This is a genomic window from Pseudomonas sp. O230 (assembly GCF_045447035.1).
Lineage (GTDB): Bacteria > Pseudomonadota > Gammaproteobacteria > Pseudomonadales > Pseudomonadaceae > Aquipseudomonas.
The window spans coordinates 45,806-71,112 of the sequence record NZ_JBJGXN010000012.1; the positions used below are offsets into that span (position 1 = coordinate 45,806).

At 59.5% G+C, this 25,307-nt stretch carries 30 protein-coding genes; 17 read left to right on the forward strand and 13 right to left on the reverse strand.

From position 1 onward, the window contains the following. Window positions 1-29: 29 nt before the first annotated feature. From ACI77H_RS25215 to ACI77H_RS25235, 5 genes are read left to right on the forward strand one after another with little or no spacing between them, the layout of a single operon-like run. Window positions 30-437: a FagA protein gene (locus ACI77H_RS25215; protein ID WP_407014335.1), complete on the forward strand. Its 408-nt coding sequence runs from the start codon at window positions 30-32 to the stop codon at window positions 435-437. Continuing rightward, entirely contained in the window at window positions 418-1,794 is a 1,377-nt protein-coding gene (locus tag ACI77H_RS25220) for a class II fumarate hydratase (protein ID WP_407014336.1), read from the forward strand. The genes ACI77H_RS25215 and ACI77H_RS25220 overlap by 20 nt, the downstream gene beginning before the upstream one ends. Before the next feature lie 27 nt (window positions 1,795-1,821). Further along, window positions 1,822-2,253: a hypothetical protein gene (locus tag ACI77H_RS25225; RefSeq protein WP_407014337.1), complete on the forward strand. Its 432-nt coding sequence runs from the start codon at window positions 1,822-1,824 to the stop codon at window positions 2,251-2,253. A gap of 1 nt (window position 2,254) precedes the next feature. Beyond that, a complete protein-coding gene (locus ACI77H_RS25230; protein ID WP_407014338.1) occupies window positions 2,255-2,866 on the forward strand; it encodes a superoxide dismutase in 612 nt (203 codons plus the stop codon). Window positions 2,867-2,896: 30 nt separating this feature from the next. Beyond that, on the forward strand, window positions 2,897-3,790 hold the full coding sequence (locus ACI77H_RS25235) for a ZIP family metal transporter (RefSeq protein ID WP_407014339.1): 894 nt from the start codon (window positions 2,897-2,899) through the stop codon (window positions 3,788-3,790). Window positions 3,791-3,797: 7 nt separating this feature from the next. Here ACI77H_RS25235 and ACI77H_RS25240 read toward each other — a convergent pair whose 3' ends face one another. The 10 genes from ACI77H_RS25240 to ACI77H_RS25285 all read right to left on the reverse strand — a co-directional run bounded on the left by ACI77H_RS25240 (window position 3,798) and on the right by ACI77H_RS25285 (window position 10,825). Then, window positions 3,798-4,073 carry an HPr family phosphocarrier protein gene (locus ACI77H_RS25240; RefSeq protein WP_407014340.1) on the reverse strand — a complete coding sequence of 92 codons (276 nt, stop codon included), beginning with the start codon at window positions 4,071-4,073 and terminating at the stop codon, window positions 3,798-3,800. Between the two features lie 15 nt (window positions 4,074-4,088). After that, window positions 4,089-4,946: an RNase adapter RapZ gene (gene rapZ / locus ACI77H_RS25245; protein ID WP_407014341.1), complete on the reverse strand. Its 858-nt coding sequence runs from the start codon at window positions 4,944-4,946 to the stop codon at window positions 4,089-4,091. A 2-nt stretch (window positions 4,947-4,948) separates the two neighbouring features. After that, entirely contained in the window at window positions 4,949-5,413 is a 465-nt protein-coding gene (gene ptsN / locus ACI77H_RS25250; protein ID WP_407014342.1) for a PTS IIA-like nitrogen regulatory protein PtsN, read from the reverse strand. Window positions 5,414-5,425: 12 nt separating this feature from the next. Continuing rightward, on the reverse strand, window positions 5,426-5,734 hold the full coding sequence (gene hpf / locus ACI77H_RS25255) for a ribosome hibernation-promoting factor, HPF/YfiA family (RefSeq protein ID WP_007941242.1): 309 nt from the start codon (window positions 5,732-5,734) through the stop codon (window positions 5,426-5,428). A gap of 74 nt (window positions 5,735-5,808) precedes the next feature. Next, the gene (locus ACI77H_RS25260) at window positions 5,809-7,302 is read right to left on the reverse strand and encodes an RNA polymerase factor sigma-54 (RefSeq protein ID WP_032828652.1); all 1,494 of its coding nucleotides are present in this window, start codon (window positions 7,300-7,302) and stop codon (window positions 5,809-5,811) included. 184 nt (window positions 7,303-7,486) lie between these two features. Then, on the reverse strand, window positions 7,487-8,212 hold the full coding sequence (lptB, locus tag ACI77H_RS25265) for an LPS export ABC transporter ATP-binding protein (protein WP_407014343.1): 726 nt from the start codon (window positions 8,210-8,212) through the stop codon (window positions 7,487-7,489). Continuing rightward, window positions 8,212-8,760 carry a lipopolysaccharide transport periplasmic protein LptA gene (lptA, locus tag ACI77H_RS25270; RefSeq protein ID WP_407014344.1) on the reverse strand — a complete coding sequence of 183 codons (549 nt, stop codon included), beginning with the start codon at window positions 8,758-8,760 and terminating at the stop codon, window positions 8,212-8,214. The genes lptB and lptA overlap by 1 nt, the downstream gene beginning before the upstream one ends. Continuing rightward, entirely contained in the window at window positions 8,747-9,319 is a 573-nt protein-coding gene (gene lptC / locus ACI77H_RS25275) for an LPS export ABC transporter periplasmic protein LptC (RefSeq protein ID WP_407014345.1), read from the reverse strand. Before lptC ends, lptA begins: the two co-directional genes overlap by 14 nt. A 7-nt stretch (window positions 9,320-9,326) precedes the next feature. Then, the gene (locus tag ACI77H_RS25280; protein WP_019647657.1) at window positions 9,327-9,851 is read right to left on the reverse strand and encodes an HAD family hydrolase; all 525 of its coding nucleotides are present in this window, start codon (window positions 9,849-9,851) and stop codon (window positions 9,327-9,329) included. Beyond that, window positions 9,851-10,825 (reverse strand): KpsF/GutQ family sugar-phosphate isomerase, encoded by a 975-nt coding sequence (locus tag ACI77H_RS25285; RefSeq protein ID WP_150633259.1) that lies wholly within the window; start codon window positions 10,823-10,825, stop codon window positions 9,851-9,853. The genes ACI77H_RS25280 and ACI77H_RS25285 overlap by 1 nt, the downstream gene beginning before the upstream one ends. Before the next feature lie 276 nt (window positions 10,826-11,101). Between ACI77H_RS25285 and ACI77H_RS25290 the strand changes: the two genes are divergently transcribed. From ACI77H_RS25290 to hisC, 10 genes are all read left to right on the forward strand, one after another. After that, window positions 11,102-11,911 carry an ATP-binding cassette domain-containing protein gene (locus tag ACI77H_RS25290; protein ID WP_017336546.1) on the forward strand — a complete coding sequence of 270 codons (810 nt, stop codon included), beginning with the start codon at window positions 11,102-11,104 and terminating at the stop codon, window positions 11,909-11,911. Next, window positions 11,911-12,708 (forward strand): lipid asymmetry maintenance ABC transporter permease subunit MlaE, encoded by a 798-nt coding sequence (gene mlaE, locus ACI77H_RS25295; RefSeq protein ID WP_407014346.1) that lies wholly within the window; start codon window positions 11,911-11,913, stop codon window positions 12,706-12,708. The genes ACI77H_RS25290 and mlaE overlap by 1 nt, the downstream gene beginning before the upstream one ends. After that, window positions 12,708-13,175, forward strand: coding sequence for an outer membrane lipid asymmetry maintenance protein MlaD (mlaD, locus tag ACI77H_RS25300; RefSeq protein WP_407014347.1), 468 nt, complete (start codon window positions 12,708-12,710; stop codon window positions 13,173-13,175). The genes mlaE and mlaD overlap by 1 nt, the downstream gene beginning before the upstream one ends. Before the next feature lie 11 nt (window positions 13,176-13,186). Continuing rightward, window positions 13,187-13,828 (forward strand): phospholipid-binding protein MlaC, encoded by a 642-nt coding sequence (locus tag ACI77H_RS25305; RefSeq protein ID WP_407014348.1) that lies wholly within the window; start codon window positions 13,187-13,189, stop codon window positions 13,826-13,828. Further along, window positions 13,825-14,130 (forward strand): lipid asymmetry maintenance protein MlaB, encoded by a 306-nt coding sequence (locus tag ACI77H_RS25310; RefSeq protein WP_407014349.1) that lies wholly within the window; start codon window positions 13,825-13,827, stop codon window positions 14,128-14,130. Before ACI77H_RS25305 ends, ACI77H_RS25310 begins: the two co-directional genes overlap by 4 nt. A gap of 113 nt (window positions 14,131-14,243) precedes the next feature. Then, entirely contained in the window at window positions 14,244-14,483 is a 240-nt protein-coding gene (locus ACI77H_RS25315; protein WP_131061198.1) for a BolA family protein, read from the forward strand. Between the two features lie 22 nt (window positions 14,484-14,505). After that, the gene (gene murA / locus ACI77H_RS25320; RefSeq protein WP_150633264.1) at window positions 14,506-15,771 is read left to right on the forward strand and encodes a UDP-N-acetylglucosamine 1-carboxyvinyltransferase; all 1,266 of its coding nucleotides are present in this window, start codon (window positions 14,506-14,508) and stop codon (window positions 15,769-15,771) included. Window positions 15,772-15,915: 144 nt separating this feature from the next. Beyond that, window positions 15,916-16,551, forward strand: coding sequence for an ATP phosphoribosyltransferase (hisG, locus tag ACI77H_RS25325; protein WP_007942738.1), 636 nt, complete (start codon window positions 15,916-15,918; stop codon window positions 16,549-16,551). A gap of 125 nt (window positions 16,552-16,676) precedes the next feature. Further along, a complete protein-coding gene (gene hisD, locus ACI77H_RS25330; RefSeq protein ID WP_407014350.1) occupies window positions 16,677-18,014 on the forward strand; it encodes a histidinol dehydrogenase in 1,338 nt (445 codons plus the stop codon). 2 nt (window positions 18,015-18,016) lie between these two features. Next, window positions 18,017-19,069 carry a histidinol-phosphate transaminase gene (hisC, locus tag ACI77H_RS25335; protein ID WP_407014351.1) on the forward strand — a complete coding sequence of 351 codons (1,053 nt, stop codon included), beginning with the start codon at window positions 18,017-18,019 and terminating at the stop codon, window positions 19,067-19,069. 103 nt (window positions 19,070-19,172) lie between these two features. Here hisC and ACI77H_RS25340 read toward each other — a convergent pair whose 3' ends face one another. The 3 genes from ACI77H_RS25340 to algW all read right to left on the reverse strand — a co-directional run bounded on the left by ACI77H_RS25340 (window position 19,173) and on the right by algW (window position 23,270). Continuing rightward, window positions 19,173-19,892, reverse strand: a complete 720-nt coding sequence (locus ACI77H_RS25340; protein WP_407014352.1) for a DUF4198 domain-containing protein — start codon at window positions 19,890-19,892, stop codon at window positions 19,173-19,175. Between the two features lie 12 nt (window positions 19,893-19,904). Next, entirely contained in the window at window positions 19,905-22,022 is a 2,118-nt protein-coding gene (locus tag ACI77H_RS25345) for a TonB-dependent siderophore receptor (RefSeq protein WP_407014353.1), read from the reverse strand. Window positions 22,023-22,109: 87 nt separating this feature from the next. Next, window positions 22,110-23,270, reverse strand: a complete 1,161-nt coding sequence (algW, locus tag ACI77H_RS25350; RefSeq protein ID WP_407014354.1) for a Do family serine endopeptidase AlgW — start codon at window positions 23,268-23,270, stop codon at window positions 22,110-22,112. Between the two features lie 102 nt (window positions 23,271-23,372). Between algW and ACI77H_RS25355 the strand changes: the two genes are divergently transcribed. Together ACI77H_RS25355 and cysD are read left to right on the forward strand one after the other, a co-directional pair. Further along, complete coding sequence (locus tag ACI77H_RS25355; protein ID WP_407014355.1) at window positions 23,373-24,131, forward strand: Nif3-like dinuclear metal center hexameric protein; 759 nt, start codon at window positions 23,373-23,375, stop codon at window positions 24,129-24,131. 253 nt (window positions 24,132-24,384) lie between these two features. Continuing rightward, window positions 24,385-25,302 (forward strand): sulfate adenylyltransferase subunit CysD, encoded by a 918-nt coding sequence (cysD, locus tag ACI77H_RS25360; RefSeq protein ID WP_090175435.1) that lies wholly within the window; start codon window positions 24,385-24,387, stop codon window positions 25,300-25,302. The last annotated feature ends 5 nt before the right edge of the window (window positions 25,303-25,307 follow it).

Sequence of the window (25,307 nt, forward strand, 5' to 3'; positions counted from 1 at the left end):
TAAATCTCATTACCGAATGAGCCCGGATCATGAGTTCTGCCTTGCACGAGCAGCCTTACCTCGAAAGCTGGCGCTGGATGAGTCGCCAGATCCGTTGCGGGATGGACCCTGACGAGCCTCGCCTGATCGAGCACTACCTGGCCGAAGGCCAGTATCTGGCGTGTTGCACCGTGACTTCCCCCTGGACCATCGCCGAAACCTCTTTCCGTTTGCTGCTCGACACCGCCGCCGATGTCGCGCTGCCGTGGCATTGGCGAACGTATTGCCTGGACCAGGCGTGGCGCCCGCTGCGCGAACTCGAACGCCTCACTCTGTGCAAGTGCCGCCTCAAGTGCTGGCAAAGCTACACCTGGCAACTGGCGACCTGCGAGTTGCAGCCCTCGATTCCTCTCATAGAACTGGTGCAAGGATTTTCTGATGAACAAGACTCGTATTGAGCGCGACAGCATGGGCGAGCTTCAGGTCCCGGTGGACGCCCTCTACGGCGCACAGACCCAGCGTGCGGTGGACAACTTCCCGATCAGCGGCAAACCGATGCCGGTGCAATTCATTCGCGCGCTAATCCTGGCCAAGGCCGCCGCCGCCCGCGCCAACGTCGAACTCAAGCAAATCAGCGAATCCCAGGGCGCCGCCATCGTCGATGCTTCACTGGGCTTGCTTCAGGGCGACTTCATGCAGCATTTCCCGGTGGATATCTTCCAGACCGGTTCCGGCACCAGTTCCAACATGAACGCCAACGAAGTGATCGCCACCCTCGCCAGTCGTCTGCTCGGCGAGCCGGTGAACCCCAACGATCACGTCAACTGCGGGCAGAGCAGCAACGACATCATCCCGACCACCATCCACGTCAGTGCAGCACTCGCGTTGCATGAGCAACTGCTGCCGGCGCTGGTGCGTCTGGTACAGGTGATCGAGCACAAGGCCGAAGAGGTTCACCAGCACGTCAAAACCGGTCGCACTCACTTGATGGATGCGATGCCGGTGCGCATGAGTCAGGTGCTCAACGGTTGGGCGCAACAACTCAAGGCCAACATCGGCCATCTGCAGGATCTGTTGCCGAGCCTGCAATCCCTGGCTCAGGGCGGCACGGCGGTGGGCACCGGTATCAATGCGCATCCTGAATTCGCCGGGATTTTCAGCCAGCAACTGACCAGGTTGACTCAGGTGCAATTCACGCAGGGCACCGATTTGTTTGCACTGATCGGCTCTCAGGACACCGCCGTTGCGGTCTCCGGGCAGTTGAAAACCACCGCTGTTTCGCTGATGAAAATCGCCAATGACCTGCGTTGGATGAACTCTGGTCCACTGGCCGGCCTCGGCGAAATTGAACTTGAAGCCCTGCAGCCCGGTTCTTCGATCATGCCTGGCAAGGTCAATCCGGTGATCCCGGAAGCCACCGCGATGGTCGCCGCGCAAGTGATCGGCAATGACACAGTCATCACCATCGCCGGCCAGTCGGGCAATTTCGAGCTGAACGTGATGCTGCCGATCATCGCCCAGAACCTGCTGAGCAGCATCGAATTGCTCGCCAACGCCAGCCACCTCTTGGGTGAAAAGGCTATCGCCAGCTTCAAGGTCAACGAAGCCAGGCTCAAGGAAGCGCTCTCGCGCAACCCGATTCTGGTCACCGCACTCAACCCGATCATTGGTTACCAAAAAGCTGCGGAGATCGCCAAGAAGGCTTATCAGCAGGGGCGGCCGGTGATCGATGTCGCTCTGGAGCACACCGATCTGTCGCGCAGCCAACTGGAAGTGTTGCTCAATCCGGAAAAGCTCACCGCAGGCGGCGTGTAATCACCGCAACCGCTTTGGAGGTTCACCATGGAGCATTGGAAACGCACGATCGAAAGGGCAAACCGCTGTTTCATGCTGGGCGAATACGTCGATGCCCGCGAGGCTTATTTACAAGCATTGGCCCTGGCCCAAGTGTTGTTCGAGCGCTGGGCGGATGCCGGCGAAGCGGTGGCGGCTTGCGTCATTTCCCACCACAACCTGGCGGACCTGCATTTGCGTCTGAACCAGCCGGAGGAGAGCGCCGAATACCTGTGTGCCATCCACCAGCGGTTATTGAAGACCATGCAGGACCCGCGACTGGCGCCTGCATTGCGTGAAGCCGCGCTGCGTCAGAGCAGCAAAACCTACGTCGAACTGCTGAATTTCATCAGCGAGCACGGCGAATACCCACGCACTCATCGTTTACTGCACATCGATGCCGCGTCGCCCCCTGCGCCTCTACACCATGGAGTCCACTGAAATGGCTTTTAGCTTGCCTGCCTTGCCGTACGCCTACGATGCCCTGGAACCGCACATCGATGCGCAGACCATGGAAATCCACTACACCAAGCATCACCAGACTTACATCAATAACCTCAACGCTGCCGTCGAAGGCACCGAATTCGCCGAGTGGCCGGTGGAAAAACTGGTGGCAGCTGTCCAGCAACTGCCGGAAAAACTCCGTGCGGCGGTGATCAATCAGGGTGGTGGTCATGCCAACCACTCGTTGTTCTGGGAAGTGATGGCGCCCAACGGTGGCGGGCAGCCGGACGGCGAGTTGGCCAAGGCCATCGAGGACCAGTTGGGCGGCCTGGACCGTTTCAAGGAAACCTTCACCAAAGCCGCGCTGACCCGTTTCGGCAGTGGCTGGGCCTGGCTGAGTGTGACGCCGCAAAAGACACTGGTGGTTGAAAGCAGCGGCAACCAGGACAGCCCCCTGATGAATGGCAATACGCCGATTCTGGGGCTTGATGTCTGGGAGCATGCCTATTACCTGCAGTATCAAAACCGCCGGCCGGAATACATCAGCGCGTTTTACAACGTGGTCAATTGGCCCGAAGTCGCTGCGCGCTATCGGGCTGCACTGGTTTAAGTCTTCTGTAAAAACAATCCTGGGCGGACTATGGGCACTGAAACACTGGCGATCGGAAGTGGGCGGATGTTTCGTTACGCGTTTGGATCGCTGTTACTGCTGGCGGGCATGAGCTTATTGGTCGTCCAAGGCCTGGCGTGGCTGGATCTTGAGCCGAAACTGCTGCGTGCGTTGCAAGGCGGGGCGATTTGCGCCTTGGGCACGGCCCTCGGCGCGGTGCCGGTGCTGGTGATTCGACGCATGCCCCAGGCGGTCAGCGATACGCTGCTCGGTTTCGGCGCCGGGGTGATGCTCGCCGCGACGGCATTTTCGCTGATCGTTCCAGGCATTGCCGCCGCTGAAAGCCTGGGGCTGACACCCTGGGCGGCCAGCGGGCTGATCAGTTTCGGCATCATGCTTGGCGCGTTCGGGTTGTATCTGGTGGATCGGAAGGTCTCCGGCGCTTCGCCGGAAATGCTCGTCGGCACCTTGGAGCGGCCGGTCATTCCTCCACGGATCTGGTTGTTCGTGTTTGCCATCATTGCTCACAACATCCCCGAAGGCATGGCGGTCGGTGTCTCGGCGGGTGGCGGCATGCCCGACGCTGATAGCCTGGCGATGGGCATTGCCTTGCAGGATGTGCCGGAAGGATTGGTGATTGCGTTGGTGTTGGCCGGGGCAGGGATGTCGCGGGTCAAGGCGTTCCTGATCGGCGCGGCATCAGGGTTGGTCGAACCGGTCTTTGCGCTGTTGTGCGCCTGGCTGGTGAGCCTTGCCGAGTTGCTCTTGCCGTTGGGGCTGGCGCTGGCGGCTGGGGCCATGCTGCTGGTGGTCACGCATGAAGTCATCCCCGAGTCGCGCCGCAATGGTCACGACAAGCTTGCCAGCCTTGGGCTGCTGATCGGGTTTTGTCTGATGATGGTGATGGATACGGCGCTCGCCTAGGCGAGCGTTACTCGCCTTCGTCGAAGAAGTTGTTGATCAGCGCGACCAGCGCGTCCAGCGCTTCCTGTTCCTGCTGGCCTTCCGTGCTCAGATGGATTTTGGTCCCTTTGCCTGCAGCCAGCATCATCATGGCCATGATGCTTTTGCCGTCGACCGTGGATTCCGGCGTGCGTCCTACCCTGATCGTGCAATCCTTGAACTGACCGGCCACGCCGACGAACTTGGCGGAAGCACGGGCATGTAGGCCCAGCTTGTTGATGATTTCGATTTCCAGAGCAGGCATCGCGATGTGAATCCTTTAGCTGAGGTCGCGGTGGCGAACCTGGACGTTCTTCAGGGATTTTTGCAGGACCTGGCCCAGACGTTCGGTCAGGTAGACGGAGCGGTGATGCCCGCCGGTGCAGCCAATGGCAATGGTGACATAAGCACGGTTGCTGGCGGCAAAGCGGGGCAGCCATTTGAGCAGGTACGTGGAGATGTCCTGGAACATCTCCTCGACGTCCGGCTGGGCCGCCAGGTACTCGGCAACCGGCAGATCAAGCCCGGACTGATCGCGTAGCTCCGGCTTCCAATAGGGGTTCGGCAGGCAGCGCACGTCGAACACCAGATCGGCGTCCACCGGCATGCCGCGCTTGAATCCGAAAGACTCCACCAAAAACGCAGTACCGGGTTCCGGCTGGTTCAGCAGGCGCAACTTGATGGTATCGCGCAGCTGATACAGGTTCAGGTTGGTGGTATTGACCTTGAGATCGGCGAGGTCGGCAATCGGCCCGAGCAGGCTGGTTTCATCGTTGATCGCTTCTGCCAGTGAGCGGTTGGCGCTGCTCAGCGGGTGGCGACGACGAGTTTCCGAAAAGCGCTTCAGCAAGGTTTCTTCGTCGGCGTCCAGGTACAGGACATCGCACTGGATATGCCGGCTGCGAACTTCTTCGAGCAGTTCCGGAAACCGGCTCAAGTGGCTGGGCAGGTTGCGCGCGTCGATGGAAACGGCCACCAGCGGCTGCGCCAGTTCGGTGTGGATCAGCGCGCGCTCGGCCAGTTCCGGCAACAACCCGGCGGGCAGGTTGTCGATGCAGTAATAGCCGTTGTCCTCGAGAACATCGAGCGCGGTACTTTTACCTGAGCCGGAACGGCCACTGACGATGATCAAGCGCATGATTAGTGCCCGTTTTGCTCGTCCAGGACAACCTGATACAAGGCTTCATTGCTCACGGCGCTACGCAGGCGATCACGGACTTCCTTGCGATCGAGCATGCTGGCGATCTGGCGGAGCAATTCAAGGTGCGCATCGGTAGCGGCTTCCGGGACCAGCAGAACGAACAGCAGGTCAACCGGAGCACCGTCGATGGCGTCGAAATCGATGGGGGCGTCCAGGTGCATCAAGGCACTGATGGGCGAGTTACAGCCTTTGAGACGGCAGTGAGGAATGGCGATGCCGTTGCCAAAACCGGTCGAACCGAGTTTTTCACGGGCAATCAAAGCCTCGAAGACAACTTGCATCTCCAGATCCGGCACTTCCCGGGCGATCAGGTTGGCAATTTGCTCGAGGGCTTTCTTTTTGCTGCCGCCCGGCACGTTCACGATGGAACGGCCGGGGGTCAGGATGCTTTCAAGTCGGATCATGGGTTGGGAGTGTTAACGACCGGTCGCGCCCTGGAGGAGGCTTTGGGTCTTTTCCTTATGCTTTTTGAGTTGTTTATCCAGCTTGTCGGTCAATGCGTCGATCGCCGCGTACATATCGGTATGCTCCGCGTTTGCGACCACTTCATTGCCGGGAATATGCAGCGTGGCTTCGATTTTCTGCTTCAGCTTTTCGACCGTCATCGTGACCTGCACGTTGGTGATCTTGTCGAAATGCCTCTCTAACCGTTCGAGTTTTTCGCCGATGTAGGTGCGAAGAGGTTCGGTCACTTCCAGTTGGTGTCCACTGATGTTGACTTGCATACAGCTTCTCCTTCGTTGCCAGTGCATAAAGCGGTAGACCAGATGATCTACCACTGGAACGCTGTGGCGTGGCTCTACATCAACCGCTTGCGTTCGCTCGAAGGCGCGATCCCGAGGGATTCGCGGTACTTGGCGACGGTGCGGCGAGCCACCTGAATGCCTTGTGCCTCCAGTAAACCAGCGATCTTGCTGTCACTCAACGGCTTTTTCTGATTTTCCGCAGCAACCAGTTTTTTGATGATCGCGCGGATTGCCGTGGACGAGCATTCGCCGCCTTCGGAGGTGCTGACGTGGCTAGAGAAAAAGTATTTCAACTCATATATGCCCCGAGGGGTATGCATGAATTTTTGCGTGGTCACCCGCGAAATCGTCGATTCGTGCATGCCCACCGCTTCGGCGATGTCATGCAGGACCAGCGGTTTCATCGCTTCGTCGCCATATTCCAGAAAACCGCGCTGATGCTCGACGATCTGGGTGGCAACTTTCATCAGGGTTTCGTTACGGCTTTGCAGGCTCTTGATGAACCAGCGGGCCTCTTGCAACTGATTGCGCATGAAGGTGTTGTCGGCGCTGGTGTCGGCGCGGCGCACGAAACCGGCGTATTGGGCGTTGACCCGCAGCCGTGGCACCGACTCCTGATTCAGCTCGACCAGCCAGCGCTCATTGTCTTTGCGCACGATCACGTCGGGTACGACGTACTCGGCTTCACTGGACTCGATCTGCGAGCCAGGGCGCGGGTTGAGGCTCTGAACCAGCTCGATCACCTGGCGCAGTTCGTCTTCCTTGAGCTTCATGCGGCGCATCAACTGGCTGTAGTCGCGGCTGCCGAGCAGGTCAATGTAATCGGTGACCAGGCGCTTGGCCTCGGCCAGCCAAGGTGTCTTGGCAGGCAGTTGGCGCAATTGCAGCAGCAGGCATTCACCCAGGTTGCGCGCGCCGATGCCGGCCGGTTCAAATTGCTGGATGCGGTGCAGGACGGCTTCGATTTCGTCCAGCTCGATGTCGAGTTCCGGATCGAAGGCTTCGAGGATTTCCTCGAGAGTTTCGTCCAGGTAGCCCTGATTGTTGATGCAATCGATCAGGGTCACGGCGATCAGGCGATCGGTGTCGGACATCGGCGCCAGGTTCAGTTGCCACAACAGATGGCTTTGCAGGCTTTCACCGGCGGATGTACGGGTAGTGAAATCCCACTCGTCGTCATCGTTGCTCGGCAGGCTGCTAGCGCTGGTCTGGTAGACATCTTCCCATGCGGTGTCGACGGGCAGTTCGTTGGGAATGCGCTCGTTCCAGTCACCTTCCTCGAGGTTGTCCACCGTCGGGGCGGTTTCCTGATAAGAGGGTTCTGAGACGTCGGCGTTAGGTTGCTGTTCGGCTTTGTCGGCCAAGGGGTCGGCGTTATCGAAGTCGTCGCCTTCTTCCTGGCGTTCGAGCATCGGATTGGACTCCAGGGCCTCCTGGATTTCCTGTTGCAGGTCCAGGGTCGACAATTGGAGCAGGCGGATGGCCTGTTGCAGCTGCGGTGTCATCGTCAGCTGCTGGCCCATTCTCAAGACTAGCGATGGTTTCATGGCAGGGGCTAAACACCTTATTCGCCGGCGCACATGCGCCATCCACTACAGGGCGCCGAAGCGCCAAACATAAGCAAATTATATGCCCGAAACCGTAGCGTTTGCCTAGAGCGCTGTAACAATAAAAAAGTATTGATTTTTTATCGAGACAAGCGCTCGGGCAACCAGCCAGACACCTCAGTGCTTACAGGCGGAACTCATGGCCCAGATAGACTTCTTTCACGAGGTCGTTGGCCAGGATGGTAGCCGAATCACCTTCGGCGATCAGTTGGCCATCGTTGACGATGTAGGCCGTTTCGCAGATATCCAGGGTTTCACGGACGTTGTGGTCAGTGATCAGCACGCCAATGCCCTTGGCCTTGAGGTGGTAGATGATCTGTTTGATGTCGCCCACCGAAATCGGGTCCACGCCGGCGAACGGTTCGTCGAGGAGGATGAATTTCGGGTTGGTTGCCAGTGCGCGGGCGATTTCCACACGACGGCGTTCGCCACCGGAGAGGCTCATGCCGAGGTTGTCGCGGATGTGGGTGATGTGAAATTCCTGCAGCAGGCTTTCCAGTTCCTTTCGACGACCGGCCTTGTCGAGTTCCTTGCGGGTCTCGAGGATTGCCATGATGTTATCGGCGACCGAGAGTTTGCGGAAGATCGATGCTTCTTGCGGAAGATAGCCGATACCGGCCTTCGCGCGACCGTGCATCGGCTGGTGGCTGACGTCCAGATCATCGATCAGGACGCGGCCCTGATCGGCCTGAACCAGGCCGACAATCATGTAGAAGCAGGTGGTTTTACCGGCGCCGTTAGGGCCAAGCAGGCCGACGATCTGACCGCTGTCGATGGACAGGCTGACGTCGCGCACGACCTGACGGCTCTTGTAGCTCTTGGCCAGATGCTGAGCTTTCAGAGTTGCCATTAAGGGGCCTTTTGCTCTTCGGTTTTCTTTTTCGGCTGGATCACCATGTCGATGCGCGGACGCGACTCGGTCACGTTGGTGCCTGTGGCACGACCGGCGCTGGCAAGCTTTTTGTTGGTGTCGTAGACGATTTTCTCGCCTTGGGTGACGTTACCGTCCTTGTCGACAACTTTTGCCTTATCGATCAGCACGACGCGGTCTTGCGAAGCGTGGTACTGGATAGTGACGCCCCAACCCTGGACCGGCTTGGTGTCGCCCGCCGTTTGCAGTTGTTCGAAATAGGCGAGGTTGCCCACCGAAGTCACCACGTCGATGTCGCCCGCAGGGGTGCGGGTCATGGTCACAGTATTGCCTTTAACGATCATCGAGCCCTGGGTGATGATCACGTCACCTTTATAGGTGGCAATACCGTTCTTGTCGTCCAGTTGGGCGTCGTCGGCCTGGATGCGGATAGGCTGCTGTTGATCGTTCGGCAGAGCCCAGGCGCTCACGCTTCCCAGTGCTGCGCCCAGACCGAGCAAAATAGGGAGAGTTTTAACGAGCCTCATACTGTCCTCTTACGTTCGATAGCAGGTGTATCCTGCTTTCTTTCAAATACGCTTTCATTCCCTTGCCAGTCGATACACCGCCAGCGCCGTCGATTCTAACGGGTTGCTCGGTCTGCGCATATTGCTGTTGCGGGAACACGGTCATGCGGGTGGAAGTAATCAGGGTCTTGCGGTTTTTCTCGTCGAAACGCGTGATGCGCACCGAGTCGATCAGTTCGACCTGAGTGCCGTCCGGGTTGACTTCGCCGTGTTCGCTCTGGACGTGCCAGGGGAACTGGGTGCCGCGAAACAGGTTCAGGTCCGGGTTCGTCAACAGCGTCACTTCTGTCGCTTTCAGGTGTTCAACCTTGTCGGACGTCATTTCGTATTGCAGTTTGCCATCCGGCAGGTACTGCACGCTGTGCGCGTTGATCGCGTAGTAATCGATCTCGCTTTCATCGACCGTAGCCACTGGCTTATCGAGGAAGCGTTCCGGGCTGATGTTCCAGTAGCCGACCGCGGCAAAAATCGCTGCGATGCAACCGAACACCAGGATGTTGCGAAATTTCTTGCTCAGCATAGTTGGCTCACAGGTACGCGGCGTTGGCCGCATCGAGGCGGCCCTGGGCGCGCAGGATCAATTCGCAGAATTCGCGAGCGGCACCCTCGCCACCACGGGCCTGGGTGATGCCGTGGGCGTGTTCACGCACGAAGCTGGCGGCATTGGCCACCGCCATGCCCAGGCCAACGCGGCGAATCACCGGCAGGTCTGGCAGGTCGTCGCCGAGGTAGGCGACTTGCTCATAGTTTAGGTTGAGCTGGGCGAGTAGCTCGTCGAGCACCACCAGTTTATCTTCGCGGCCCTGATAAAGGTGGGGGATACCGAGGTTCTTCGCCCGTCGCTCGACCACCGGGGTCTTGCGGCCGCTGATGATAGCCGTCTGCACGCCCGCTGCCATCAACATCTTGATGCCCTGGCCGTCGAGTGTGTTGAATGTCTTGAATTCGCTGCCGTCTTCGAGGAAATAAAGACGCCCGTCGGTCAGGACGCCGTCGACGTCGAATACCGCCAGTTTGATCTGTTTGCCGCGTTGCAGCAGGTCCGTGCTCATTACATTACTCCCGCACGCAGCAAGTCGTGCATGTTCAAGGCGCCGACTGGGCGGTCTTCGCTATCGACCACGACCAGCGCGTTGATTTTATGGTCTTCCATGATTTTCAGGGCCTCGGCCGCGAGCATCTCGGCGCGGGCGGTCTTGCCGTGGGCGGTCATGACCTGGTCGATCGTCGCGCTATGGATGTCGATGCTGCGGTCCAGGGTGCGGCGCAAATCGCCGTCGGTGAAGATCCCTGCGAGTTTGCCGTCGGCTTCGAGGATCACCGTCATGCCCAGGCCTTTGCGGGTCATTTCCATCAAAGCGTCTTTGAGTAGCGTGCCGCGCTGGACTTGCGGCAGCTCTTGCCCGGCGTGCATGACGTTTTCCACTTTCAATAGCAGGCGTCGGCCCAGCGCGCCACCGGGGTGGGAAAACGCGAAGTCTTCAGCGGTGAAACCGCGGGCTTCGAGTAGCGCAACGGCCAGGGCGTCGCCCATGACCAGCGCCGCGGTGGTCGACGACGTCGGTGCCAGGTTCAGCGGACAGGCTTCATGCTCGACATGCACGTTGAGGTTGACCTCGGCAGCCTTGGCCAGCGGTGAATCGGGGTTGCCGGTCACGCTGATCAGTTTGATGCCCAGGCGCTTGATCAGCGGCAGCAGGGTGACGATTTCGTTGGTGGAGCCGGAGTTCGACAGGGCCAGGATGATGTCATCGCGGGTGATCATGCCCATGTCGCCGTGACTGGCTTCGGCTGGGTGCACGAAGAACGCCGTGGTGCCGGTGCTGGCCAGGGTGGCCGCGATCTTGTTGCCGATGTGCCCTGATTTGCCCATGCCGACCACGACCACGCGGCCTTTGCTGGCCAGAATCATCTCGCAAGCGCGTACGAAATCTGCGTCGATATGGGGCAGCAAGCCTTGTACGGCTTCCAGTTCGAGGCGGATGGTGCGTTGTGCTGATTGAATCAGGTCGCTGGATTGGCTCATGTCAGAAATCGTATAGCCTGATGAAAAGGCGGCGATTATAGCGGTAATGATCGAAACCCTCACGCAAGTTCGTCGCGCTTTGTCATTCCCTGTTACCGATAACCCTCCTAATGAAGCTTTTTGCCTGTCATGTTGCTGAACATGGCCTGGCTTGGCGCTTGGGCGCTTGGCAATTGCAGTGATATAGTTCGCCGCCAGTTCGGCCTGCCCGGGAGGCATGTGCTTTCGCCAGAAAGTCAGGCGTCCGAGTGAGAGGCTGCATCGCAAGGAGTTTAGATGAGTGCCGATAACGCCTACGCGGTCGAGCTGAAGGGACTGACCTTCAAGCGCGGTGCGCGCAGCATTTTCAATAACGTCGATATCCGTATTCCACGCGGCAAGGTCACCGGCATCATGGGGCCTTCCGGGTGTGGCAAGACCACATTGCTGCGTTTGATGGGTGCACAGCTGCGTCCCACCAAGGGCGAAGTCTGGGTCAACGGTCAAAACCTGCCGAAGCTGTCGCGCAGCGATTTGTTCGACGCACGCAAGCACATGGGCGTGCTGTTTCAGAGCGGCGCACTGTTTACCGACCTCGACGTGTTCGAGAACGTCGCCTTTCCGCTGCGCGTTCATACCGAGCTTCCGGAAGAAATGATCCGGGACATTGTCCTGCTCAAATTACAGGCCGTGGGCCTGCGTGGCGCCATTGACTTGATGCCTGACGAGCTGTCCGGCGGCATGAAGCGCCGTGTCGCGCTGGCTCGGGCGATTGCCCTGGATCCGCAGATTCTCATGTATGACGAACCCTTCGTCGGCCAGGACCCTATCGCCATGGGCGTGTTGGTGCGCCTGATCCGTTTGCTCAACGATGCGCTGGGCATCACCAGTATCGTGGTTTCCCACGATCTGGCGGAGACGGCCAGCATCGCCGATTACATTTATGTGGTGGGCGACGGGCAAGTGTTGGGGCAGGGCACTCCCGAGGAGCTGATGAATTCGCAGGAGCCTCGAATTCGTCAATTCATGACCGGCGATCCCGACGGTCCGGTCGCGTACCACTTTCCAGCGACGGACTACCGCGCAGATCTTCTGGGGAAGCGTTGATGCGCAAGATTTCACTATTAGAACGCGTGCGTCGTTTCGGTCACGGCGGCATCGACGTCATGGCGGTGTTCGGCCGTTCGGCGATCTTCCTGTTCCATGCCTTGCTCGGCCGCGGTGGCATCGGTGGCGGTTTTGGCCTGCTGATCAGGCAGCTGCATTCGGTGGGCGTGATGTCCCTGGTGATCATCGTGGTCTCCGGGGTGTTCATCGGCATGGTGCTGGCGCTGCAGGGGTTCAACATCCTGTCCAGCTATGGTTCGGAGCAGGCGGTGGGGCAGATGGTTGCGCTGACGTTGCTGCGTGAATTGGGCCCAGTGGTCACGGCGTTGTTGTTCGCCGGGCGCGCCGGTTCGGCCCTGACGGCTGAAATCGGTAACATGAAGTCCACCGAGCAGTTGTCCAGTCTGGAAATGATTGGTGTCGACCCGCTCAAATACATCATTGCCCCGCGCCTTTGGGCCGGCTTCATTTCCCTGCCGGTGCTGGCGATGATTTTCAGCGTGGTGGGTATCTGGGGTGGTTCGTGGGTGGCCGTCGACTGGCTGGGTGTCTATGAAGGTTCCTACTGGTCGAACATGCAAAACAGCGTGACCTTTGCCGACGATGTGCTGAACGGCATTATCAAAAGCGTTGTCTTCGCTTTTGTCGTGACCTGGATCGCCGTATTCCAAGGCTATGACTGCGAGCCCACATCCGAGGGGATCAGTCGTGCCACTACCAAGACCGTTGTGTATGCCTCGTTGGCTGTACTCGGCCTGGACTTTATTCTGACCGCCTTGATGTTTGGAGATTTCTGATGCAAAACCGCACCCTGGAAATCGGTGTCGGCCTTTTCTTGCTGGCTGGCATCCTGGCTTTGCTGTTGCTGGCGTTGCGGGTCAGTGGCCTGTCCCCGAGCGCAACCACCGATACTTATAAACTTTATGCGTATTTCGACAATATCGCCGGTTTGACGGTCAGAGCTAAAGTGACCATGGCCGGTGTGACCATCGGCAAGGTCACGGCGATCGATCTGGACCGCGACAGTTTCACCGGTCGAGTGACGATGCAGCTGGAAAAGCGCGTAGATAACCTGCCGAACGACTCCACTGCATCTATCCTGACGGCTGGCCTGTTGGGCGAAAAATACATCGGTATCAGCGTGGGCGGCGAAGAAGGCTTGCTCAAGGATGGTGGTGTCATCCACGACACCCAGTCGTCGCTGGTGCTCGAGGACCTGATCGGTAAATTCCTGCTCAATACCGTTAGCAAAGACGCCAAATGAGGAGCTTTTGAATGATCTCTACCTTGCGACGTGGCCTTTTGGTACTACTCGCGGCCCTGCCGTTGATGGCTAACGCCGTGGCGGCGCCTTCCGCGCACGAACTGGTACAGGACACCACGACCCGGTTGCTGGCGGATCTGTCGGCCAACAAAGAGAAGTACAAGCAGGACCCGCAGGACTTTTACACGGCGCTGAACACCATCGTCGGCCCTGTCGTGGATGCCGAGGGTATTTCCAAGAGCATCATGACGGTCAAATATTCGCGCAAGGCCACGCCTGCGCAAATGAAGACCTTCGAAGAAAACTTCAAGAAAGGCCTGTTCCAGTTCTATGGCAACGCCTTGCTGGAGTACAACAACCAGGGCATCGTCGTCGACCCTGCCAAGGATGAGTCGGGAGACCGCACCAGCGTTGGCATGACGGTCAAAGGCAGCAACGGCGCGATCTATCCGGTGTCTTACACACTGGAAAAGATCGACGGCGAGTGGAAGTTGCGTAACGTGATCATCAACGGCATCAATATTGGCAAGCTGTTCCGCGACCAGTTCGCTGATGCGATGCAGCGCAATGGCAACGACCTGGACAAGACCATCAATGGTTGGGCCGGTGAAGTCGCCAAAGCCAAGGAAGCCAGCGAGAAGCAGTCCCAATGAGTGTATCGGCCATTCGCATGAGCGAATCCGGTGAGCTGATGCTCAGCGGCATGCTGGATTACCGCACCGGTCCCGGCCTGCGCAAGCAGGGACAGGCGCTGATCAAGGCCAGCAAGGCCGCCACACTGGTGGTGGATTGCTCGGCGGTGTTGAAGTCCAGCAGTGTCGGCTTGTCGTTGCTGCTGTGTTTCATCCGGGATGCGCAGGAGGCCGGCAAGGCGTTGAGCATCCGCGCGATGCCCGAAGACATGCGCGAAATCGCTCAGGTCAGCGAATTGACCGAGCTGTTGGCGCATCCCTAACCGCATCGACAGAGAAGCCCCCCGTCAGAGTCCTGCTTAGCGGGGTTCGCAGGCGCGGGGCTTTTTTGTATGATGTCCGACCCGCGCGCACAGGGCGCCGATTGAGGTTGAGCATGCAGGCCGTAGAAGTGAAGAGCTTCCTTGAAGGAAAGCTGCCCGGAACGCACGTAGAAGTTGAGGGCGAAGGCTGCAATTTCCAGCTGAACGTGATTAGCGATGAACTGGCGGCGTTGAGCCCGGTGAAGCGTCAGCAGCAGATCTATGCCCATTTGAACCCATGGATCACCGATGGCAGCATCCATGCGGTCACTATGAAATTTTTCAGCAGCGCGGCCTGGGCCGAGCGCACCTGAGCCCAAGGGCGTCGAGATTCTTATGGATAAATTGATTATTACCGGTGGCGCTCGTCTTGATGGCGAGATCCGCATCTCCGGGGCAAAGAACTCTGCCCTGCCGATCCTGGCTGCAACCCTGCTGTGCGATGGCCCAGTGACGGTTGCCAACCTGCCGCACCTGCACGACATCACCACCATGATCGAGCTGTTCGGTCGCATGGGCATCGAGCCGGTGATCGACGAGAAACTCAGCGTCGAAATCGACCCGCGCACCATCAAGACCCTGATCGCTCCGTACGAACTGGTTAAAACCATGCGTGCGTCGATCCTGGTGCTGGGTCCGATGGTTGCCCGCTTTGGTGAAGCCGAAGTCGCACTGCCTGGCGGTTGCGCCATCGGTTCGCGTCCGGTGGACCTGCACATCCGTGGTCTTGAAGCCATGGGCGCGGTCATCGACGTCGAAGGCGGCTACATCAAGGCCAAGGCGCCTGAAGGCGGCCTGCGCGGCGCGCACTTCTTCTTCGACACCGTCAGTGTGACCGGTACCGAAAACATCATGATGGCCGCTGCTCTGGCCAAGGGCCGCAGCGTGCTGGCCAACGCCGCTCGCGAGCCGGAAGTCATCGACCTGGCGAACTTCCTGATCGCCATGGGTGCCAAGATCACTGGCGCCGGCACCGACACCATCACCATCGATGGCGTCGAGCGTCTGCACCCGACCACTTACAAAGTGATGCCGGACCGTATCGAAACCGGCACTTACCTGGTCGCCGCCGCTGTTACCGGCGGTCGTGTGAAGGTCAAGGACACCGATCCGACGATCCTCGAAGCCGTTCTGGAAAAACTCCGTGAAGCCGGCGCCGAAATCACCTCGGGCGAAGACTGGATCGAGCTGAACATGCACGGCAAGCGGCCAAAAGCCGTCAACGTGCGTACCGCTCCGTACCCGGCGTTCCCGACCGACATGCAAGCGCAGTTCATCTCGCTCAACGCCATTGCCGAAGGCACCGGTGCCGTGATCGAGACGATCTTCGAAAACCGCTTCATGCACGTTTACGAACTGCACCGCATGGGCGCCAAGATCCAGGTCGAAGGCAACACCGCCATCGTCACCGGTACCGAGAAGCTGAAAGGCGCGCCAGTCATGGCCACCGACCTGCGTGCCTCGGCCAGCCTGGTGATCTCGGCACTGATCGCTGAAGGGGACACCCTGATCGACCGCATCTACCACATCGACCGTGGTTACGAGTGCATCGAAGAGAAACTGCAGATGCTCGGCGCCAAGATCCGCCGCGTACCGGGCTAGTTTTTTGCTGCATGGGCATAAGGATGTGCCCGTTGAATTCGTTTCAAGTCGGGGGCGTCTTTTCATTATTGAGAGAGCCCTCGATGTGTGTCCGGCGCCATTTGCGACCGGGCATCAGTAGCCTGATAAGGACTGACGTTTCCCATGTTGACCATCGCACTGTCCAAGGGCCGCATCCTTGACGACACCCTGCCGCTTCTGGCTGAAGCGGGCATCGTGCCGACCGAGAATCCGGACAAGAGCCGCAAGCTGATCATCCCCACGACCCAGCCCGACGTACGTCTGCTGATCGTGCGCGCCACTGATGTGCCGACTTACGTCGAGCATGGTGCCGCTGACCTGGGCGTCGCCGGTAAAGATGTGTTGATGGAATATGGCGGCCAGGGTTTGTACGAACCACTGGACCTGCGAATTGCCCTCTGCAAGCTGATGACCGCTGGCCGTGTCGGCGACGTCGAGCCCAAGGGCCGGTTGCGGGTGGCGACCAAGTTCGTCAACGTTGCCAAACGCTACTACGCCGAACAGGGCCGTCAGGTCGACATCATCAAGCTGTATGGCTCGATGGAACTGGCGCCGCTGATCGGTCTGGCGGACAAGATCATCGACGTGGTCGACACCGGCAACACCCTGCGTGCCAATGGCCTGGAGCCCCAGGATTTCATTGCCGACATCAGCTCCCGGCTGATCGTCAACAAAGCTTCGATGAAAATGCAGCACGCCCGTATCCAGGCGTTGATCGACACCCTGCGCAAGGCAGTGGAGTCTCGACACCGCGGCTGATTCACCTGCGCGACCTTGAGTCGCGCCCGTCTATCCGCCTCATAGCCAGAATCTCAGGTGCCCAAGCGGAAACGACTGCTAAGTTAGGGCGCCTGAGTTTTTGCCATTCCTATGAGGCTCTCGCTATGACCGCACCGACTGCAATTCGCCGACTCAACGCTGCTGACCCGGATTTCGCACATCATCTGGATCATCTGCTGAGCTGGGAAAGTGTGTCTGACGACTCGGTCAATCAGCGGGTGCTGGACATCATCAAGGCCGTGCGCGAGCGTGGCGATGCGGCGCTGGTGGAATTCACCCAGAAGTTCGATGGCCTGCAAGTCGCCTCGATGGCCGACTTGATCCTGCCGCGTGAGCGCCTGGAACTGGCGCTGACCCGGATCACCGTGCCGCAGCGTGAAGCGCTGGAAAAAGCCGCCGCCCGCGTACGCAGTTACCACGAAAAGCAGAAACAGGATTCCTGGAGCTACACCGAGGCCGATGGCACCGTGCTGGGCCAGAAGGTCACGCCGCTGGATCGCGCCGGTCTTTATGTCCCGGGCGGTAAAGCGTCGTATCCGTCGTCCGTACTGATGAACGCGATCCCGGCCAAAGTGGCGGGCGTGACCGAAGTGGTCATGGTGGTGCCGACCCCGCGCGGTGAAATCAACGAACTGGTGTTGGCCGCAGCCTGCATCGCCGGCGTCGACCGTGTCTTCACCATTGGCGGAGCCCAAGCCGTTGCCGCGTTGGCTTATGGCACCGAAAGCGTGCCGAAGGTCGACAAAGTGGTCGGCCCGGGCAACATCTATGTCGCCACCGCCAAGCGTCACGTGTTCGGCCAGGTCGGCATCGACATGATCGCCGGCCCGTCGGAAATCCTCGTGGTCTGCGACGGCCAGACCGATCCGGACTGGATCGCGATGGACTTGTTCTCTCAGGCCGAGCATGACGAAGATGCCCAGGCGATTCTGGTCAGCCCGGACGCCGGGTTCCTCGACAAGGTCGCCGCCAGCATCGCCAAACTGTTGCCGACCATGGAGCGCGCCGAGATCATTGAAACCTCGATCAATGGCCGTGGTGCGCTGATTCAGGTGCGCGATATGGAACAAGCCATCGAAGTGGCCAACCGCATCGCACCGGAGCACCTGGAGTTGTCGGTCGCCGATCCGCAAGCGTGGTTGCCGCAAATCCGCCACGCTGGCGCAATCTTCATGGGCCGTCACACGTCCGAGGCCTTGGGCGATTACTGCGCGGGTCCGAACCACGTATTGCCGACTTCCGGCACTGCGCGTTTCTCCTCGCCGCTGGGTGTTTATGACTTCCAGAAACGCTCGTCGATCATCTTCTGCTCCGAGCAGGGTGCGTCGGAACTGGGCAAGACCGCTTCCGTGCTGGCCCGTGGCGAGTCGCTGACCGCCCACGCTCGCAGCGCCGAATACCGCATCGTTGACGAAGATTTTCCACAAGGGCAGGGGAACTGAACATGAGTAAATTCTGGAGCCCCTTCGTCAAGAATCTGGTGCCTTACGTGCCGGGCGAGCAGCCGAAGTTGACGAAACTGGTGAAGCTCAACACCAATGAAAACCCGTACGGCCCGTCGCCCAAAGCCTTGGCGGCGATGCAGGCCGAACTGAATGACAACCTGCGTCTGTACCCGGACCCGAACAGTGATGTGCTCAAGCAAGCCGTCGCCAGGTATTACGGCGTGCAGGGCAGTCAGGTGTTCCTCGGCAACGGTTCCGATGAAGTCCTGGCGCACATCTTTCACGGTTTGCTGCAACACGATAAACCGTTGCTGTTCCCGGACATCAGCTACAGCTTCTACCCGGTCTACTGCGGGCTATATGGCATCACGTTCGACGCGGTGCCGCTGGACGAACAGTTCCAGATCAACCCGACGGATTACGCCAAGCCGAACGGCGGGATCATCTTCCCGAACCCGAACGCCCCGACCGGTTGCCTGCTGGCGCTGGACGCGGTCGAGCAAATCCTCAAGGCCAGCCCGGATTCGGTGGTCGTGGTGGATGAGGCTTACATCGACTTTGGAGGCGAGACGGCGATCAGTCTGGTGGACCGATATCCGAATTTGCTGGTGACTCAAACCTTGTCCAAGTCCCGTTCGCTGGCCGGTCTGCGGGTCGGTCTGGCGGTGGGGCATCCGGACCTGATCGAGGCGCTGGAGCGGATCAAGAACAGCTTCAACTCCTATCCGCTGGATCGCATGGCAAATGTCGGTGCTGCGGCAGCGTTCGAGGACCGTGAGTACTTCGACAAGACCTGCCGTCTGGTGATCGAAAACCGTGAATGGGTCATCGCGCAATTGCAGGCGAAAGGCTTTGAAGTGCTGCCGTCGGCGGCGAACTTCATTTTCGCCCGTCATCCGCAGCACGATGCAGCGGGGCTGGCGGCGAAGTTGCGCGAGCAGGGCGTGATCGTTCGGCACTTCAAGCAAGCGCGGATTGCGCAGTTCCTGCGGATTTCCATCGGCACGCCTGAGCAGAACCAGGCACTGATCGACGGGCTCGGCGACCTGTAAATCACTTCGCGAGCAAGCCCGCCCCCACATTGGATTTGTGTACGACACGGATCTATTGTGGGAGCGGGCTTGCTCGCGAATGAAGCACCGCCGACCTCCAGCCTTACTCGTGATGCGGCTCGCCCAGAAACGTCAGCGAACTGAACAATCCCCGACTATTCACGTCAGCGCTGTCCTTCACCGGGACTTCCAACTGCGCCGCAATCACATTCAACCCTTCATTACGCACCAACACCTGAGCCCGCCCTTGCGCGTCTGTTTCGGTGCTCAACGTATTCGGCGCGCTGCGGTAATCGCCTGTCAACTTCACCCCCGCCACCGGTTTGCCATCCAATAGCACGCGCACCGGCAACGATTTGCCCGGGCCGACCGTCAGCGGATCAACCTCCGGCAAAATCAGCAGTTTCATCTGATCAAGCGACGGCAATTTCGCCCCCGGTTGGTAGATCGCCAGACTGTACTTGAACGTCTGGGTCGACTCGATTGCGCCCGGTACTTTGCGGCGTCCTTGGTTGATCCACTTTTTATCGGCAGTCTGTGACCACATTCCATTGTCCAGCGCCACGGCCATGACGGCCGGCGGTTTCAGCGGTTGCAGGCGTGCGTGGTCAGCGAGGCGTTGCACGGTCACCGGGATCATTTTGCCGCTGACGTCATAGGCCCAGGCGCCGCTGATCTTTTCCGGTTTGAAGGCGTTGTCCTCGGCGCCGTGGCCGTAAACCACTTCGATGTTGCCGCGGCGTTGTTCGGTCCACAGGCCATGGGCGGAGACCTCAGTGGCGAAGAGCAAACCGAGCAGTGCCAAGGGTTTGAGAGGGTGCATGGTGACGTCCTTTTACAGTTTGAGTGTCAGGCTGACGGTGAAATTGCGCGGCTCGCCGGGATTGACCCAGTAGTTGCTGTAAGAGCGCTCGAAGTATTTCTCGTCGAAAAGGTTGTTCAGGTTCAGGCCCACGGTGACGTTGTCGCTGGCCTTGTAATGGGCCAGCAGGTCAACGGTGTGGTAAGCCGGCAGTTCAAAATCAGCGCCGGCTTCACCCGAGCGATCGCCGACATAGGTAAATGCCGCGCCGAGGTCTGAACCGCGCAAACGGCCCTCCTGGAATTCATAAACCCCCAGCAGGCTGCCGCTGCGCCTGGCGACGCCAAGGATGCGGCTACCGGCCGGAATGACCTTGTCGCCCTTGGTGACTTCGGCGTTGATGTAGGCAAACGCACCGATCACCCGCACGGCGTCGCTCACTTGTCCGGTGACTTGCAGGTCAAAACCCTGGCTGCGCGCCTTGCCCATGGCGCGACTGGTGTCGGTGCCCGGATCGAGGGCCAGCACGTTTTCCTTGTCGATCCGAAAAGCGCCGAGGGTGCTGCTCAGGCGATTGTCGAACAGCTCGCTCTTGATCCCGACTTCATAGCCGACACCTTCTTCCGGATCGAAGGATTTGCCGGCAGCGTCCAGGCCGTTGTTCGGTTTGAACGAGGTGGAGGCGTTGGCGAACACACCGACTTCAGGCGTCAGTTGGTAGAGCAAGCCGGCCCGTTGAGTCAGCGCATCGTGGTTCTGGCGACTGGTCGCCCCGCGCGTGTGATCGTCGATGCTTTGCTGGAAATGTTCGATGCGCGCACCGAGCAAGCCGCGGAGTTTGTCGGTGAAGACAATCTGGTCCTGCACGTTCAGCGCCTGGCTTTCGACATGCTCGAAAAAGTCCGTGCCTGAGCGAGCGCCGTTGGGCTTCGGTTGGCCGTAGACCGGCTGATAAATGTCGATGGCGTAGGCACCGCCGGCAATCGTGGTCACCCGTTCGTTCTTGCGGTAGTTCTCGTATTCGCTGCCGATCAGCAGTTCGTGCTGCCAGCTCCCGAGGTCGAACAGACCCCGCAATTCGAGCTGGGTGATGCTGTCGTGCCAATCATTGTCACGCTCGCGGTAGCGTCGATTGACCGTGTGCCCGTTGGCATTCAGCGGCCGCGTCTCGGAGGCGAAGCCCCGGAGTTTGCCTTCTTTGTAATGGCTGGCCAGACGCAGCTTCCAACCATCGTTGAGCTGATGTTCAAGCGCGGCCTGCAGACTGTTGTTGTTGTTGTTGTTGTGGTTGTCGATGTCGCCGTCATTGGGTTCGCCGAGGAAGGTCGAGCGCGAGACGCCGCTCCACGTGTTGTTCGGGGCGACGATGCCACGGTCGAACGTCGAGCGGTGACGGACGAATTCGCTCTCCACCAGCAACTGCGTGTCAGGGTTCAGTTGCCAACTGAAGGAGGGCGCGATGAACACGCGCTGGCTCTGAACGTGATCGCGAAAACTGTGGTTGTCCTCGACCGCCAGGTTGACGCGAGACAACAGATTGCCGTCGTCATCCAGCGGTGTGTTGACGTCCAGCGCGGTGCGATAACGGTCCCGACTGCCGGCGCTGGTCTGCAACACGGTGAAGGTTTCTGGCTGCGGTTTCTTGGTGACGATGTTCACCGTCCCACCCGGATCACCACGGCCGTAGAGGCTGGCGGCCGGACCTTTGAGCACTTCGATGCGCTCGATGTTGGCCACGTCCGGTGTGCTCGGGTAACCACGGTTGGCGCTGTAGCCGTCCTTGTAGAATTCGGAGGTGGTGAAGCCACGCACGCTGTATTCGTAGAGCGTCAGGCCACCGAAATTGTTTTGCTTCGACACGCCGCCGGCAAAATCCAATGCGCGCTCAACGCTGCTGCTGCCGAGGTCCTTGAGCACGCTGGCGGGAATCACGCTGATGGATTGGGGGATGTCGCGAAGGGCCGTGTCGGTTTTGGTCGCGCTGGCGGAGCGGGTCGCACGGTAGCCTTTGACCGGGCCGGTGGGTGATTCGTAGTCGGAGGTGACGCTGATGGCGTCCAGTTCGAGCGGGCTGGAGTCTTCGGCGAAGACCGGATCTGCGAGCAGGCCAAAGGCAAGACCTGCCACAGAAACCATTGTTCGAGACGACATGTTATGTTGTTCCAATAGTGATATTGAAACAATATAACATGTCTAATGAGAATGTCTGCTGTTAGCCCGAATGCCTCGGGCTAGCGCTTACTCCTCTTCTTTTTCCTTCGCGGGCGCCGGGGGCGGGCGCAAGCCGATTTCAGCGGTGAGCTTGAGCTCCTTGCCGTTGCGCATCACCTGAATCGTGACTTTGTCGGTCGGCTTGATCCGCGCCACCTGGTTCATCGAGCGACGACCATCACCGGCCGGTTCGCCGTCGATGGCAAGAATCACATCGCCCAGTTGCAGGCCGGCCTTCTGCGCCGGACCGTCACGGAAAATTCCCGCGACCACAATGCCCGGACGTCCCGACAGGCCGAACGAATCAGCCAGCTCCTGGCTCAACGGCTGCACTTCGATACCGAGCCAGCCGCGAATCACCTGGCCGTGTTCGATGATCGACTTCATCACTTCCATCGCCAGTTTGACCGGGATCGCGAAACCGATGCCTTGCGAACCGCCGGACTTGGAGAAAATCGCCGTGTTGATCCCGGTCAGGTTGCCGTTGGCGTCCACCAGCGCGCCGCCGGAGTTGCCGGGGTTGATCGCGGCGTCGGTCTGGATGAAGTCTTCGTAGTTGTTCAGGCCCAGCTGGTTACGGCCTGTGGCGCTGATGATGCCCATGGTCACGGTCTGGCCGACGCCGAACGGGTTGCCGATGGCCAGCGCGACGTCGCCGATGCGGATGTTGTCCGAGCGGCCGACGGTGATCGACGGCAGGTTTTTCAGATCGATCTTCAGAACCGCGAGGTCGGTTTCCGGGTCGCTGCCGATCACGCGGGCCAGGGTTTCACGCCCGTCCTTCAACGCCACGACTATCTGGTCGGCGCCGCTGGTCACGTGGTTGTTGGTCAGCAGGTAACCTTCGGGGCTCATGATCACGCCGGAGCCGAGGCTCGATTCCATGCGCTTCTGCTTAGGCGAGTTGTCGCCGAAGAAGCGGCGGAACTGCGGGTCTTCGAACAACGGATGGTTTGGCTTGTTGACGACTTTGGTGGTGTACAGGTTCACCACCGACGGCGCCGCCGTGGTCACCGCGTCGGCATAGGACACCGGACCCTGTTGCATGGTGGTGGTTTGCGGGGCTTGCTGCAGGTTGACGTCGAGGCTCGGGAGCCCGACCCACTGCGGGTAACGCTGGATGATCAACAGAGCGATAAGCACGCCGGCCAACAGCGGCCAGCCGGAAAAACGCAGCGCCTTGAGCATTAAGCACGTCCTGAGAGGTTGCAGGCGGTTAGAGACCGCCCATAATGTCGCGCATTATACGAGGCCGCGCGCGCCTCTGAACGGGATATTTAGGAGTCTTTTATGGCCGTCGCCCTGAACACCCTGGTCGAAGAAGCCGACCGTTACCTGAACAGCGCAAAGATTGCCGATTATTGCCCCAACGGGTTACAGGTCGAAGGTCGGCCGCAGGTGATGCGCATCGTCAGCGGCGTTACCGCCAGCCAGGCGTTGCTGGATGCGGCGGTCGAAGCACAGGCCGATCTGGTGCTGGTGCATCACGGCTATTTCTGGAAGGGCGAGAACTCGTGCATCACCGGCATGAAGCAGCGTCGGTTGAAAACCCTGCTCAAGCACGACATCAGCCTGCTGTCCTATCACCTGCCGTTGGACCTGCACCCGGAAGTCGGCAACAACGTGCAGCTCGCCCGTCAGTTGGACATCACCGTCGAAGGGCCGCTGGATCCGGATAACCTGAAGATTGTCGGTCTGGTCGGCTCGTTGAACGAACCGCTGACGCCGCGTGATTTTGCCCGCCGCGTGCAGGAGGTCATGGGCCGCGAGCCGTTGCTGATCGAGGGCAGCGAGATGATTCGTCGGGTCGGTTGGTGCACCGGTGGCGGCCAGGGTTATATCGATCAGGCGGTTTTGGCGGGCGTCGATCTGTACCTCAGCGGCGAGGCGTCCGAGCAAACCTTCCACAGCGCCCGGGAAAACGACATCAGCTTCATCGCCGCCGGTCACCACGCCACCGAGCGCTACGGTGTGCAGGCGCTGGGGGATTACCTGGCACGACGGTTTGCGCTGGAGCACATCTTCATCGATTGCCCGAATCCGATTTGAGATCACCGTTGATCAAAATGTGGGAGCGGGCTCGCTCGCGAAAGCGGTGTGTCAATCGACATCAATGTTGAATGTGAGTCCGCATTCGCGAGCAAGCCCGCTCCCACAGGGGGCCGCGTAGCCCAAACGAGGGGGTATATTCATATACCCTTTCGATCTAGCTGGCGTCCTGATTAGAAGAGGTCGCTGTGCTAGGATTCCTCGCTCGAACACGGCCCGCTGGCCGTCCATAAGATCGTTTTCGTGAGTAGCCATGGTCGACAAACTGACGCATCTGAAACAGCTGGAGGCCGAAAGCATCCACATCATCCGCGAGGTCGCCGCCGAGTTCGATAACCCGGTGATGCTGTACTCCGTCGGTAAAGATTCCGCCGTGATGCTGCACCTTGCGCGCAAGGCATTCTTCCCGGGCAAGCTGCCGTTCCCGGTGATGCACGTCGACACCCGGTGGAAGTTCAAGGAAATGTATGCGTTCCGCGACCGCATGGTCGAAGAACTGGGCCTGGACCTGATCGTTCACGTCAACCCCGATGGCGTCGCGCAGGGCATTAACCCGCTGACCCACGGCAGTGCCAAACACACCGATATCATGAAAACCGAAGGCCTCAAGCAGGCCCTCGACAAGTACGGTTTCGACGCCGCTTTCGGTGGTGCTCGTCGCGATGAAGAAAAATCCCGTGCCAAAGAGCGCGTGTATTCCTTCCGCGATACCAAGCACCGCTGGGACCCGAAAAACCAGCGTCCCGAGTTGTGGAACGTCTACAACGGCAACGTCAACAAGGGCGAATCCATTCGTGTGTTCCCGTTGTCGAACTGGACCGAACTGGACATCTGGCAGTACATCTACCTCGAAGGCATCCCGATCGTGCCGCTGTATTTCGCCGCCGAGCGCGACGTCATCGAGATGAATGGCACCTGGATCATGATCGACGACGAACGCCTGCTCAATCACCTGAGCGACGAAGACAAGGCGCGCATCGTCAAGAAGAAAGTCCGTTTCCGCACACTGGGTGACTACCCGCTGACCGGTGCGGTCGAGTCCGAGGCCACCAGCCTGACCGACATCATTCAGGAAATGCTCCTGACGCGAACTTCCGAACGCCAGGGCCGGGTCATCGACCACGATGGCGCAGGCTCGATGGAAGAAAAGAAACGTCAGGGTTATTTCTAAGGGGT